This is a genomic window from Nocardioides fonticola (genome assembly GCF_039536805.1).
Lineage (GTDB): Bacteria > Actinomycetota > Actinomycetes > Propionibacteriales > Nocardioidaceae > Nocardioides > Nocardioides fonticola.
Window position 1 is genome coordinate 1 of the sequence record NZ_BAAAZH010000034.1, and the last position, 13,179, is coordinate 13,179.

The window sequence follows — 13,179 nt, forward strand, 5'->3', positions numbered from 1 at the left end:
CCGCGGCGGCCGGGGCGGACGCCGGAGCGGCAGCCGCCGGGGCGGCGGGTGCGGCCGGGGCGGCGGGGCTCGCGGGCGCGCCGCCGGAGGACTTCAGCGCCTCGCCGAACTCCTTGCGGAAGCGCATCTCGGCGGGCAGCTCGACGGTCGAGCTCGCCGACTTGACGAACTCACCCATCTCCTTGAACTTCTCGAGAACGAACTTGCTCTCGACTCCGAACTCCTTGGCGAGTTCGTGGACTCGGGTCTTGGCCACGGTTCTCCTTCTGGCCTGAGACCCGGGTCAGCCGGGGGTGTGTCTCAGACCGTTGGTTGGTTGTGCAGGTCGAGCTGGCTCATCGCGAGGTACTCATCGAGTGCTCATGAGCTGGTGCTCCAGTTTCTGGTCGGTCGGTCACGGTCGGTCTGCTCCTGCGCGGCGAGGTGCTCGGCGAGCAGGGTGGTGTCGGGCGCGGAGGCGAGCCGCAGGGCCCGTCCGAACGCCTTCTTCCGCGACGCGAGGTCGAAGCAGGCCCTCGTGGGGTGCAGGTGGGCACCCCGTCCGGGCCGAGTGCCGGTCGGATCCGGTACGACGACGGCGGAGCCGCGCGCATCGGAGCCGGCGACCACTCGCAACAACTCACGTCGGGTGGCCCGTTGCCGGCATCCGACGCAGGTCCGGACGGGGCCGACAGGGGCCGGGGCGTCCGGGCGCGCGGGGACTTGAGGATCGCGAACCACCGGCCGACAGCCTACCCCTCGGGCCGGTGAGACGCCGAACCGGCGGCCCGGGCCGGCGTCCGGGCCACCGCCGGGCTACTCCGCGGGAGCCTCGTCGCTGCGGATGTCGATGCGCCAGCCCGTGAGGCGGGCCGCCAGACGGGCGTTCTGACCCTCCTTGCCGATGGCGAGGGAGAGCTGGAAGTCCGGGACGACGACCCGCGCGGCGCGGGCCGCGGCGTCGACGACGGTCACCGAGGTCACCTGGGCCGGCGAGAGGGCGTGGGCGACCAGTTCGGCGGGGTCGTCGGACCAGTCGACGATGTCGATCTTCTCGCCGTGCAGCTCGGCCATCACGTTGCGCACCCGCTGGCCCATGGGGCCGATGCAGGCGCCCTTGGCGTTGACGCCGGGCACGGTGGCCTTCACCGCGATCTTCGTGCGGTGGCCGGCCTCGCGGGCCAGGCCCGCGATCTCGACGGTGCCGTCGGCGATCTCGGGCACCTCGAGGGCGAAGAGCTTGCGCACGAGGTTGGGGTGGCTGCGCGAGAGGGTGACCTGCGGCCCCCGCATGCCCTTGCGCACCGAGACGACGAGGCACTTGATGCGGTTGCCGTGCTCGTAGCGCTCGCCGGGCACGCGCTCGGCCGGCGGGAGCACGGCCTCGAGGCGGCCGAGGTCGACCATGACGTCGTCGGGGTTGCGGCCCTGCTGGATGACGCCGGAGATGATGTCGCCCTCGCGGCCGGAGAACTCGCCGAACTTGATCTCGTCCTCGGCGTCGCGCAGACGCTGGAGCATGATCTGCTTCGCGGTGGTCGCCGCGATGCGGCCGAAGCCGTCGGGGGTGTCGTCGTACTCGCCGATCGGCTCGCCGTCCTCGTCGAGCTCGGTGGCCAGGACGGCGACGCGGCCGGTCTTGCGGTCGAGCTCGACGCGTGCGCGCTCCTGGGCGCCGGGCGTCTTGTGGTACGCCGTCAGCATGGCCTGCTCGATAGCCTCCACGAGCACGTCGAAGGAGATCTCCTTCTCGCGCTCCAGCGTGCGCAGGATGCTCAGGTCGATGTCCATCAGGCGTCCTCCCCCTCGTTGTCGTGGCTCTCGTCGTCCGCGTGCTCGTCCTCGAGGTCCTCGATGTCCTCGAGCTCGACGTCGTCGATGCGGTTGAACTCGATCTGCACGAGGGCCTTGGCGATGTCGGCGAACAGCACGCGGCGGCGCTGCCCCTTGGCGTCGAGATCGACGCCCTCGTCGTCGGAGTCCAGCACACGGCCGGTGACACCGCCGCCCTCGACGAGGGTCAGCTTCACCAGACGGCGCCGGTTGCGGCGCCAGTGGCGCGGCAGGGTGAGCGGCCGGTCGACGCCCCGCGAGGTGACCTCGAGGGTGTAGGGGTCCTCCCCCATGACGTCGGAGTCGTCGAGGACGACGGAGATCGCGCGGGTGGCCTCGGCGATGTCGTCGAGGGTGATGCCGCCGTCGGCGTCGACGGCGATGCGCAGCAGGCGGCGCTTGCCGGCCGGCGTCAGCTCGACGGCCTCCAGGTCGTAGCCCAGCGTCTGCAGGGGCGTCGTCAACGCGGCCTCGACTCGGGCCCGGACATCTGCGGTGGTGCTCACCACGCGGCCTCCTGCTCTTCTCTTGTGGGCGTAGCGCCCCGACGCCGTCCGGCGTCCGCGGGCAGGCCCACGATACCCGCAGCCAGCGCCTAACCCTGGATTCACCGGTTCCCCGCTACTGCGCGACACCATCCGGGCGCCCTGGCTGCGTTACCGCCGCTCGATGGTGCAACCAGACCGCCGTCGCGCCGGCGCCTTGCCAGACCACCCGCCTGGCGCCGCTCGCTACGCGGCGCACCGGTGATTCCAGGCTGTTCCCGATCGCGGGACGCCCCCGGGCGCGCCGGTAGGGTCGGCGCGTGCCCGCCCCCCGCCTGACCCGCCGCCGGGCCATCGGCCTCCTGGCCGGCGGCGCGACGCTGGGGGCGACCGGCCTGCTCGTGGTCGGCTGCACCTCCGATGGGACCACCCGGCCACCCACGGATCGAGCCGACGTCGATGCGGACCGGCGGATCGTCCTCGACCTGCTCGTGCAGGTGCGGGGTCTGCAGGTGCTCCTGCACCGCACCCGCACGGCGTCGAGGGCCGACCGGCGCCGCTTCGCTGGCCTGGCCGAGCTGCACGAGGCCCAGGAGGCCGCCCTCGGCGGAGCGAGGCTGCAGCTCGACACCTCGGATCCGATCCCGGCCGGACGCGGCACGAGCGCCGTGCGATCGGCGGAGTCGAGCTGGATCCGGCGACTGACCGACGCCGCGGTACGGGCCGCCGAGCCCCGCTTCGCGCTGCTGCTGGGTGCGATGGCGGCCGGGACGGCGCAGGAGCTGACCCGGCTCGAGGACCGGGTCGAGACCGATCCCGTGCCCGGACCCACGCTGACGGCGGGCGCGGCGTCCGATGCCCTCCAGGACGCCCTGGCCGCCGAGCACGCCGCGCTCTACGTGATCGAGACGCTCGGGGCCCGCACCGCCTTCGACTCCGAACTGCGCGACCGCCTCGGTCATCTCGCCGGCCGCCACCGTGCGCGGCGTGAGGCGCTCATCGCGCTGCTCCTGGCCGCCGACACGGCTCCGGTGGGCCCCGCGTCGTCCTACGAGGTGCCGACCGATCTCGTCACCGCGGCGGGGATCACCGCCCGGATCGGCGAGGTCGAGGAGGACCTCCTCCCCCGCTACGCCGCCCTGGTCGCGGCCGGCCAGGGTGCGCTGCGCCGGTGGGCGCTCGGCCTCTGGCGGACGTCGGCGGAACAGGCCGTCCGCTACGGCCGACCGCCGGCGGCGCTGCCGGGCCTCGCGTCGTCCTGACGGCGGCTCAGCCTGAATCCAGTCTCAGACCGACCGGACGGCGTCCGGCACGTCCGAGCCGAGCGGCTCGGCGTGGTGGGTGCCCTCGGCGTCCGAGCCGGTGACGGCGACGTAGGCGACGAGCGCGGCGAAGAGGACCAGGCCGATGGCGGTCACCGGGCCGGTGCCCCAGCCGAGTCCGCCGCCCGAGGGCTTGGCGGCGAGGTAGTCCGCGACGCTCGCGCCCAGCGGACGGGTCAGGGCGTAGGAGGCCCAGAAGCACCCGACGGCCGGCAGGCCGAGGCGCCACAGGGCGAACGGGATGACGATGAGGGCGCCGAAGAGCACGATCGACCAGTCGAAGCCGAGCCCGGCGTCGATCGCGGCCGCGTCGCCGAGCGCCGTGCCGAGGCCGAAGGTCAGCAGCACCGTGCCCCAGTAGAACCGCTCACGCCGGGCCGTGGTGATGGAGTGCACCGACAGGGTGCCCTCGCTGCGGTACCACCAGGTCAGCAGGCCGCAGAGCAGGACGAAGTAGATGATCGAGTCGACCCAGTACGGCGAGCCGAGGGCGACGTGGGGCCCGTCGGCGATCATCGTGCCGAAGACGGCGACCATCAGGACCGTGACCCAGTACCGCACCGGGTGGTAGGTGTCGGCGCGCAGCTGCCAGGTGAGCGCGGCGAAGAAGCCGCCGACGCCGACGATGCCGGCCACGGGGATGCTGTGCGACCCCATGAAGTCGGCGGAGGTCTCGCCGATGCCGGTGGTCAGCAGCTTGATGGCCCAGAAGACGAGGAAGACCTCGGGGACCTTGGGAGAGACGAATGCCCGATTGCTCATGGGTGCAGCCTGCGCCGGCGAACCTGCCAACACCCTGACGACCTCGATCGCACCGGCACCCGGTGCCCCAGACATGCCAACGGCCCGCCAGCTCGTCGCTACGAGGAAGCCCCGAGATCTCCCCCGTAACAGCGAGCCGGCGGGCCGGCTGGTGTGACCATCCTGCGCGGAGCGGCACCGGATGGGCGAGCGAGCGGCTCCCTCAGGTCAGTGCACTGCAGAAACGTGCAGAAAGCTGCAGTGGCCCCTCGGACGCCGGTCGCCGCGGACCGCGATCAGGCGCGGTACGCCGTCCACATCTGGTTCATCCGGGTCGACTGACCGGCGGTGAACTCGGTGTAGCAACTGTCGTAGCTGTAGTCCATGAAGTTGTGGATCGGGTCGAGGCCGGGCAGGGAGCAGGAGTCGCGGCCCGCCGGACAGCCGGTGGTGGAGCTGGCCTGGGCGGGGGTGTCGCTGACCTCGTCGTTCGTGCTCGTGCAGCCGCCCTGGAAGGTGTGGTAGAGCCCGAGCCAGTGGCCGGTCTCGTGGGTGGCGGTCTCACCGAGGTTGTAGTTGGTGGCCGATCCGCCGGGCAGCGAGCTGTACTGCACCCGGATGCCGTCGATGCCGGGGTTCTTGGCGTAGTCCCACGGGAAGGTCGCGATGCCGAGGTAGCTGAAGTCGACCAGCCAGATGTTGAGGGCGTTCTTGCCGCCGAGGCGGGTCTTGGCGCGGTAGGTGGTCGACTGCTTGTCCTGGTGCCAGTTGGTGTTGTTGTAGCGGTCGACGCCGGCGAGGGTGAAGGAGAAGCCGGTGTTCGTGGCCGTGCTGGACTTCGCGCCCGCGTAACTGCCGTTGAGCACCTGGATCTGCTGGGCGATCTGGGTGTCGGTGACGTCGCCGTTGCCGTTCGCGTCGCGCATCACGTGCACGTAGACCGGGATCGTGACGGCCGTGGCACGGCGGGCGCCGGCGGACTCCCGGGCGGCCAGACGGCGCTGGAAGCGCTGCTCGATACGGGCCTGCTCGGCGGCGGTGATCTCCCGGTGGTCGCGCAGCTGCTGCCCGCCCCGCGCGGCGGCCGGGGCGTCCTCGACGTGGACGTCGGGGGTGAGGCACGGCGCGGCGTCGGCGCTCGTCTGGGTGGCCCCGGCGGTCGTCGGACTGGTGGCGGTGAACAGGCCGCCGACGACGAGGGCGAGGGACAGCGCCGCGAGGCGGCGGTGCTGACGGTGCTGGCGGTGCTGACTGTGGGGACGGTGAGGCATCGAGAAGGCTCCCTGCGACAGAGGCCGCGTCTCTCCTCGCGGCCGTGTGCCGACGATCCTGCGGCCTCCGGGCCGGTTCGCCGCAGGATCCACGTGGCGCACGTTCGTGCACTGCACGAAGGTGCAGTGGATCGGTGGGAACCGACCCCTCCGTCCGGGCGTCGGCGGCCGGCGACGTCCGAGCCGCCGGGGGCTCAGAGCCGCTGGCAGGCCCTGTCGCCGAAGGGACCGCTCCAGCGTCCCTGCCGGCGCACCCACGAGCCCCCTGCCGCCGAGCGGTCGTCGGTCTGGGGCAGTGACATCCAGAACGTGACGCGGGCCGGATCCGCGGAGGAGACGATCGTGAAGGCACCGGTGGCGTCGGTCTGCACCTTCCTGTTCACCGGCTTCGCCTCGCCCCGGCACTTCCGGGTGTACTCGACCTGCGTGTCGGCGGCCGGCACCCACCCGAAGCCGTCGGTCGTCGTGCCCCAGGCCTCGAGGCGGCCCGCCACGCGGATGACGCCGTCCGAGCGCTGGAAGCGTCCGGGCGTGAGCACGCGGAACTGTCGGGCCGAGGCCTGCGAGGACGACGGAGCGAGCGCGAAGGTGCCGCTGCTCGTCGTCACCGTGCCGTCGGTGACATCGAAGGTGAGGGTGCGGGCGTCGGCGCCGTATCCGGCTGCGGCGAGCGCCGCGAGATCGTCGCAGCCGACGAACATGCGCACCACCCCGTGGCTGGTGAGGTAAGCGTCAGAGATGCGCACCTCGCCGAGGACCTCCGCCGCGTCCGAGACCCGGATGCCGATCGAGAACGGCGACTCCTTCCCGTCGTCCGCATCCTTCTCCACTGCCGCCCGGGCCGGGCCGGTCAGCTCCGCTCCCCAGTCCGGGGTCCCGCAGGGCGACGTCCCGTGCGCCGCACGTCCCTCCCAGTAGACGTGCAGGTCGGTGAACTGGGAGGTGTCATCGGCGTGCGCAACCGGGGCGGGGGCTGCGAGGAGGCCACCGAGGAGGAACGCGGCGATGGCCGGGACGAGCGGGAGGGCGCGGGGAGCGGACACGGGGTACTCCAGGGTCTCGGGCGCCGCAGGGACACGGCGGATGCGGCAGAACCTAGGCCCCGCGCGAGGAATGTGGACGCTCGACGCTGTCCGGAATCGTCCGGATTCGCCCGCCGAGCCTCACCGCCAGCCGTCGACGATCGTGAGTACGTCGAGGAGGGTGTGCGCGACGGCGTCCGGGGTGCCCTCGGTGTGGCCGACCTGCTGGCGCGGGATGTCGCTGTGCGGCACGTGGATGGCCCGCAGCCCGGCGTTCTGAGCGCCCCAGACGTCGTCGAAGAGCCGGTCGCCGACATAGACGCAGCGCGCCGGGTCGGTGGCGCCGACCGCGGCGAGGGCCGCACCGAAGGCTTCCGGGGAGGGCTTGGTGTGCGGGATCTCGCTGGAGTAGACGTCGCCGTCGATGAGGTCGAGGACGCCGTCGCGCTCGAAGAACCCGCGATGCCACTCCCGCGGCCAGATCGTGTTGGAGAGGACGCCGACGGCGATGCCGCGCTCGCGCAGCCCCTCGAACAGCGGGCGCACCTCGGGGTCGGTGAGCGTGTGCGGCTCCCAGAAGTCGTAGTAGGCCTGGAGCAGGTCGGGGTCGTGGTCGAGCCCGGCCTCGTCGAACAGGTCGGCGATGGTGGAGCTGCGCTGCTCGTCGCGGCTGCGGCCCCAGATCACGTCGCCGGCCGCGTGCAGGCGCGCGGCGTGAGCGGCCCGCTCGTCGTGGCGGGCGTGGCGCACCGCCTCGGCCAGCGCGAGCGACTCGGCGTGGAAGTCGATGTCGTGCCAGGCCGTGAGCGTGCCGCCCCAGTCGAAGACGACCGCCTCGATACCCCCGCTGGGCGCGCCGCTCACGCCCGGACCAGGCGCACGAGGTGGTCGACGATCGCGTCGGCTGCGACCTCCTCGCGCTCGCCGCTGCGCCGGTCCTTCACCTCGACGGTGCCGGACTCGGCGAGCGACCGGCCGACGGTGACGATGGTCGGGACGCCGATCAGCTCGGCGTCCTTGAACTTCACGCCGGGGCTGACCTTGCCGGTGCGGTCGTCGTAGAGCACCTCGATGCCCTGCTCGGCCAGCTCGGTGGCGATGCGGTCGGCGGCCGCGAACGCGGCGTCGTCCTTGCCGGTGGCGATGAGGTGGACGTCGGCGGGCGCGACGTTGCGGGGCCAGCACAGGCCGATGTCGTCGAGGGTGCCCTCGGCGATCGCGGCGACGGCGCGGGTGACGCCGATGCCGTAGGAGCCCATGGTGACGGTGACGAGCTTGCCGTTCTCGTCGAGCACCTTGAGGTCGAGGGCCTCGGCGTACTTGCGGCCGAGCTGGAAGACGTGGCCCATCTCGATGCCGCGGGCGGTCTCGAGCGTGCCGTCGTCGCAGCGGGGGCAGGCGTCGCCGTCGCGCACCTCGGCGGCCTCGATGGTGCCGTCGACGGTGAAGTCGCGACCGGCCACGAGGTCGAGCACGTGCTTGCCGTCGAGGTTGGCGCCGGTGACCCACGCGGTGCCCTCGACGACGCGGGGGTCGACGAGGTAGCGGATGCCCGAGGCGCTCTCGGAGCCCAGCACCGCGGGCCCGATGTAGCCCTTGACCAGGCTGGGGTGCTCCTTGAGCTCGACGTCGGTCATGGGCTCGACCGCGATCGGCTCGAGCTGGCCCTCGAGCCGCTTGAGGTCGACCTCGCGGTCGCCGGGCAGGCCGATCGCCAGCGGCTCGGTGGTGCCGTCGGGGTGGCGCAGGGTGACCAGCACGTTCTTCAGGGTGTCGGCCGCCGTCCAGGCGCGGTCGGCGCGGGGGTGGGCGGTGTTGAGGACGTCGACCAGCGAGTCGATGGTCGGGGTGCCGGGGGTGTCCTCGACGTGGGCAGCGGCCAGCCCGTCGAGGGCGATGGCGTTCGGACGGCGGGTCTCGACGGCCTCGACGTTGGCGGCGTAGTCGCACACGGTGCACCGGACGTAGGTGTCCTCGCCGACCTCGGCCTTGGCGAGGAACTCCTCCGACGCCGACCCGCCCATCGCGCCCGAGGTGGCCTTGACGATCACGTAGTCGAACCCGAGCCGGTCGAAGATGCGCACGTAGGCGTCGCGGTGGGCCTGGTAGCTGGCCTCGAGCCCGGCGTCGTCGACGTCGAAGGAGTAGGAGTCCTTCATCGTGAACTCGCGACCGCGCAGCAGGCCGGCCCGCGGACGCGCCTCGTCGCGGTACTTCGTCTGGATCTGGTAGATCGAGAGCGGGAGGTCCTTGTAGGAGGAGTAGAGGTCCTTGACGACGAGGGTGAACATCTCCTCGTGCGTGGGGCCGAGCAGGTAGTCGGCGTCCTTGCGGTCCTTGAGGCGGAAGATGCCGTCGCCGTACTCGGTCCACCGGCCGGTGGCCTCGTAGGGCTCGCGGGGCAGCAGCGCGGGGAAGGACAGCTCCTGGGCGCCGATGGCCGACATCTCCTCGCGGATGATGTCCTCGATGCGGCGCAGCACCTTCAGGCCCAGCGGGAGCCAGGAGTAGATGCCGGGCGCGGCGCGGCGGATGTAGCCCGCGCGCACGAGCAGCCGGTGGCTGGCGACCTCGGCGTCCGCCGGGTCCTCGCGCAGGGTGCGCAGGAAGAGGCTGGACATCCGCATGATCCGGGTCGAGGTCATGGCCAGAAGGGTACGGGCGGCCGCACCCGGCCGGGAAACCGGTTTGGCCCGGATCCGCCCGGATCTGCTCGGACGCGCAACAGAACCGGCACCGACCGCGTCTGCTCCGGCGAGACCCCATCCCCGCCCCATCTCGGAGGACACCATGACGTCACTGACCTCGCTGACATCGCTCAGCCCGCCCCGCGCCCTGGCCGCCACCGCGGCCGTCGTCGCGATCGCCCTGCCGCTCGCCGGCCTGACGGCGTCCCTCGCGGACGCCGCCACCGCCCCGACGTCGGCCCGGGCGGCGCAGCAGGTGCGGGTCACCCCGACCGCCTTCGACCGCGGTCGCGACGCGGACGTGCCGCTCGTGCTCGACGGGAAGGTCGTCGACGGCGACACCACCGTCCCCGTGCCGGGCAACGCCACCGAGCTCGTGGCCCACGACGCCGACGGCTACGTGGTCCTGACGATCATCGACGACCGAGACCACCTCGTGCGGGTGGCGGACGGGCAGGACCCGGTCGACCTGCGCACGCTTCCCTACCCCGCCGAGGTCGCGGTGGCCTCCGATGGGTCGACGGTCTTCACCAGCGTCTACCGGACCGGCACGAAGCGATCGACGATCGCCGCCTTCGACGCGGGGACGGGCGACGTCGTCGCCCGCCGCACGTTCGACCGCTACGCCTACGCCCTCGACGGCAACCCCGATCTCGTCCTGGTGAGCGCCAGCAAGGACACTCGCACCCTCGAGTGGAGCTTCGAGGGGAACGCCGTGCGCACGATCTCCTCCGACCAGGGCTACTACGCCGACCTCGCCACCAACACCCTCGCGGCGTTCACCGGCGACCCCTACGACGGCGGCTGCACCCGCGTCTCGGCGGTCGACCGGCCCGGCAGCACGCTCTGGCGCGACTGCGACGCCGCTGTGATCAGCTCCGCGCCCGGTGGTCGCACGGTGACGGTGTTCATCCTCAGCGACGGACCAGGACCGAGCGAGGTGACCGTGCGGACCCCGGACGGACGTCCGGTCACTACCTACACCAACCCGAGGGGCACGGTCGGGGTCGCGGGCTGGGAGCCTGGCGGATCCGTCCTGCTCGGGGTGCACGGCCCGAAGCGCGGCGCCATCGTCCGCTGCGACGACGCGGACTGCGAGCGCGCGTCGGCCCACCTCGCCGGAACGGACTGGTGATCGCGATGCGCACCCTGACCCGCCGCGCCGCCCTCGCGCTCGCCGCGACCGGCATCGCCGTCCCCCTCACCGCCGCCGCCCTGGGCAACGGCAGCTCCGCCGCACCTGCGGCCGACCGCGCGGCCGTGCGGGCGACGACGTCCGCCCGCGCCGCCGTCCCGACGGTGGAGATCACCCCCGGCGGCCTCGACCGCGGCGACGCTCCGAGCGTGCCGTGGGCCGTCGAGGACGTGCTGCACGTCGGCGACACCGCCACGACGCTGCCCGGGTACGTCACCGTGCTCGGCCGCAGCGACACGGCCGTCATCGCCTACGTCGCCGGGCGGCACACCGACCGGATCATCGCCGTGCGCGATGCCGGTGGTCGGCTGCTGCTCGATCGCGTGCCCGGCGGACAGGGGGCTGTCGTCTCCGAGGACGGACGGCTGCTGTTCCTGCGCGACAACGGCGACGACTCGATGATCCGGGTGCTCGCCACCGACGACGGGCACCTGGTCGCCTCCCGGAGGATCCGCGGCTTCCACGTGCCGATCGGCGGCACCGACGAGGTCGTCTATCTCGGCGGCGACGGCAGCACCCTCGCGTGGACCATCGGCGGCGGGGTGCAGCGGATCGTGAAGGCCGGCGGCGACCTCGTCGCACCGGGCGCCGATCTGCTGGCCACCGTCAGCGGCCAAGGCGACCGCATGTGCACCACGGTGCGCCAGCTCTCGGAACCCACCCAGGTCGTCTGGGAGTCGTGCACGGAACGGGTGGTCTCGATCGCCCCCGGCGGCGGGCGACTGCTCACCACTCCCGTGCTGTTCAAGCCGGGCGGCGACCGGCTCGCCATGCGCACCACCGAGGGCGACCTGCTGGCGCGCTACCGCGGCCCGGACTCCTACTTCGACCGTGCCACCTGGGAGGACGATGCCACCGTGCTCGTGCGAGTGAGCAAGGGACGCCGGTCGGCGTACGTGCGCTGTGCCGCTGCCGAGTGCGAGCAGGCGACCGGGGTGGCGGTCGCGCCTCCGGTCAGCGGCTGACCCGGCGACGCCGTCCGAGCAGCGCCGAGGGGTCGCGACCGGTCGCGACCCCTCGGTCGTCCGAGCGAAGGGCGGTCAGCCCCGGCGCCAGAGGTCCCAGGTGGCCTTGATCATCGGCCACTGGAGCGGCAGGCGTGCGAGCGTGCCGGCCTTGTAAGCGGTGTTGCGGCCCTGCTGGGCGTCGATCGCCATCTGCACGTTGGCCGGGAAGACCGCGACGAGCAGGGCCGCGCTCGCGAGCCCGGCCGCGCGGCGCGTCTGCGGGACGGCGAGGCCGGCGGCGCAGGCGAGCTCGGCGACCCCGCTCGCGACGATGAGGTCGCGGTGCTTCTCGGCCGGGATCCAGCGCGGCATCGCGAGATCGAAGGTCTGGGGGCGCACGAGATGGACGACGCCGGAGACGGTGAACGCCGTCGCGACGGCCTTGGCGGTGCGGGAGAGGGTCACGGGCGCGAGCCTAGGCGACGGGGTGAACGATCCGGCGTCCGACCGAGGACGCTCCGGGCGAGCCGCCCCGCACCCGAGCCCCGCCCGTGGAGCGGACCTGCTCAGAACATCACGGTGCTGAACCGCGCGGTCTCCTCGAACCCCACGCGGGCGTAGGCGGCCCGCGCGGCGTGGTTCCACTCGTTGACGTAGAGGGAGACCGTCGGCGCGATCTCGGCTCGCACGATGTCGACCACCGCCGCCATGCCCCGGGTGGCAAGGCCCTGGCCGCGGAACTCCGGCGGCACGTAGACGCCCTGGATCTGGGCGGCGTACGGGGTGGCACAGGCGACCTCGGCCTTGAAGACCAGCCGCCCCTCGTGGAACCGCGCGAACGACCAACCGCGGCTGATCAGCTGGGAGACGCGGGCACGGTACAGCTCGGCACCCCCGCCCTCCTCGGGCGAGATGCCGACCTCCTCGGTGTACATCGCCACGCACGCGGGATAGACCTCGGCGAGGTCCTGCCGGGTCGTGCGGCGCACCCCGCCGTCCGGCTCGACCCGGGGCGGGGCGTCGATCTGGAGGTGCGGTTGGCGCCAGCGGATCTCGCGGGGCCGGCCCCAGCGCATGCCGATCGCGCCCCAGAACGCCTCGACGGCGTCGTGCGGGCCGACGATCGTCGAGACGCTGCGACCCCGACCGCTGGCACGCTCGGCGAACGCGCGGGCGTCGTCGGGGCCGGCGTTGATGGGCACCAGGTTCGCCCCGACGTGGCAGGCCGCGACCATGCGGCCGCCGCTGAACCGGCCCCACACCTCGCCGCCGAGCCAGCGCGGCTCGAGGTTGGTGGTGCGGGCGCGATAGGACGGGAAGACGTTGACGACCGGATCGGCGTCCGCGAGCGCCAGGAACTCGCCGAGATCGCCCGCGCCGAGCAGGCGGACACCCTGACGAGTAGTGAGCACGTCATGAGCCTAGTGCCGTGGGCCCATGTGCTGGACCGGCGGCGTCGTCGTTCCGGCGCAGCTCCGGGACGGGCCTTCCCCCGGGCGTAGGCCCGGTGGCTCCGATCCGTCCAGCGAGAGCCGCGATCGTCCGATAACCGGATGCACTTCTCAGGGGAAACTGTCACTTATCGGCCGAAGTTTTCCGGCGGAGTCCATCGGTCGAAGCAACGCTGACCCGGATGGGGGCGTTGATCGTGCCGAAGGTGTTCTCGTACGAGACTCGTGATGAGTTCTTCGGGTTGG

At 72.6% G+C, this 13,179-nt stretch carries 14 protein-coding genes; 3 read left to right on the forward strand and 11 right to left on the reverse strand.

All coding sequences use genetic code 11. The features are described from left to right. The 4 genes from ABD671_RS20755 to rimP all read right to left on the reverse strand — a co-directional run. Positions 1-256, reverse strand: a 256-nt coding sequence (locus tag ABD671_RS20755; protein ID WP_344735410.1) for a translation initiation factor IF-2 N-terminal domain-containing protein, incomplete at its 3' end; no start/stop codon positions are given. Between the two features lie 104 nt (positions 257-360). Next, positions 361-720 (reverse strand): YlxR family protein, encoded by a 360-nt coding sequence (locus ABD671_RS20760; RefSeq protein WP_344735411.1) that lies wholly within the window; start codon positions 718-720, stop codon positions 361-363. A 75-nt stretch (positions 721-795) separates the two neighbouring features. Then, positions 796-1,770 (reverse strand): transcription termination factor NusA, encoded by a 975-nt coding sequence (gene nusA / locus ABD671_RS20765; RefSeq protein WP_344735412.1) that lies wholly within the window; start codon positions 1,768-1,770, stop codon positions 796-798. Further along, positions 1,770-2,318 (reverse strand): ribosome maturation factor RimP, encoded by a 549-nt coding sequence (rimP, locus tag ABD671_RS20770; RefSeq protein ID WP_344735413.1) that lies wholly within the window; start codon positions 2,316-2,318, stop codon positions 1,770-1,772. The genes nusA and rimP overlap by 1 nt, the downstream gene beginning before the upstream one ends. 299 nt (positions 2,319-2,617) lie before the next feature. Between rimP and ABD671_RS20775 the strand changes: the two genes are divergently transcribed. Then, the gene (locus tag ABD671_RS20775; RefSeq protein ID WP_344735414.1) at positions 2,618-3,559 is read left to right on the forward strand and encodes a DUF4439 domain-containing protein; all 942 of its coding nucleotides are present in this window, start codon (positions 2,618-2,620) and stop codon (positions 3,557-3,559) included. Positions 3,560-3,583: 24 nt separating this feature from the next. Here the strand turns inward: ABD671_RS20775 and ABD671_RS20780 are convergent, their stop codons facing one another. From ABD671_RS20780 to ABD671_RS20800, 5 genes are all read right to left on the reverse strand, one after another. Further along, a complete protein-coding gene (locus tag ABD671_RS20780) occupies positions 3,584-4,381 on the reverse strand; it encodes a COG4705 family protein (protein ID WP_344735415.1) in 798 nt (265 codons plus the stop codon). A 275-nt stretch (positions 4,382-4,656) separates the two neighbouring features. Beyond that, positions 4,657-5,631 carry a zinc metalloprotease gene (locus tag ABD671_RS20785; protein ID WP_344735416.1) on the reverse strand — a complete coding sequence of 325 codons (975 nt, stop codon included), beginning with the start codon at positions 5,629-5,631 and terminating at the stop codon, positions 4,657-4,659. Between the two features lie 194 nt (positions 5,632-5,825). Next, on the reverse strand, positions 5,826-6,674 hold the full coding sequence (locus ABD671_RS20790; protein WP_344735417.1) for a hypothetical protein: 849 nt from the start codon (positions 6,672-6,674) through the stop codon (positions 5,826-5,828). A 120-nt stretch (positions 6,675-6,794) separates the two neighbouring features. Next, positions 6,795-7,517, reverse strand: coding sequence for an HAD family hydrolase (locus tag ABD671_RS20795; protein ID WP_344735418.1), 723 nt, complete (start codon positions 7,515-7,517; stop codon positions 6,795-6,797). After that, on the reverse strand, positions 7,514-9,298 hold the full coding sequence (locus ABD671_RS20800; RefSeq protein WP_344735419.1) for a proline--tRNA ligase: 1,785 nt from the start codon (positions 9,296-9,298) through the stop codon (positions 7,514-7,516). Before ABD671_RS20800 ends, ABD671_RS20795 begins: the two co-directional genes overlap by 4 nt. A 145-nt stretch (positions 9,299-9,443) precedes the next feature. Between ABD671_RS20800 and ABD671_RS20805 the strand changes: the two genes are divergently transcribed. Next, the gene (locus ABD671_RS20805; RefSeq protein WP_344735420.1) at positions 9,444-10,475 is read left to right on the forward strand and encodes a YncE family protein; all 1,032 of its coding nucleotides are present in this window, start codon (positions 9,444-9,446) and stop codon (positions 10,473-10,475) included. 5 nt (positions 10,476-10,480) lie between these two features. Beyond that, complete coding sequence (locus ABD671_RS20810) at positions 10,481-11,500, forward strand: hypothetical protein (RefSeq protein WP_344735421.1); 1,020 nt, start codon at positions 10,481-10,483, stop codon at positions 11,498-11,500. Positions 11,501-11,575: 75 nt separating this feature from the next. On the opposite strand, the gene ABD671_RS20815 is transcribed toward ABD671_RS20810, so the two are convergent. Then, positions 11,576-11,947, reverse strand: coding sequence for a DoxX family protein (locus ABD671_RS20815; RefSeq protein WP_344735422.1), 372 nt, complete (start codon positions 11,945-11,947; stop codon positions 11,576-11,578). A 101-nt stretch (positions 11,948-12,048) separates the two neighbouring features. After that, positions 12,049-12,894 carry a GNAT family N-acetyltransferase gene (locus tag ABD671_RS20820; protein ID WP_344735423.1) on the reverse strand — a complete coding sequence of 282 codons (846 nt, stop codon included), beginning with the start codon at positions 12,892-12,894 and terminating at the stop codon, positions 12,049-12,051. Positions 12,895-13,179: the final 285 nt, after the last annotated feature.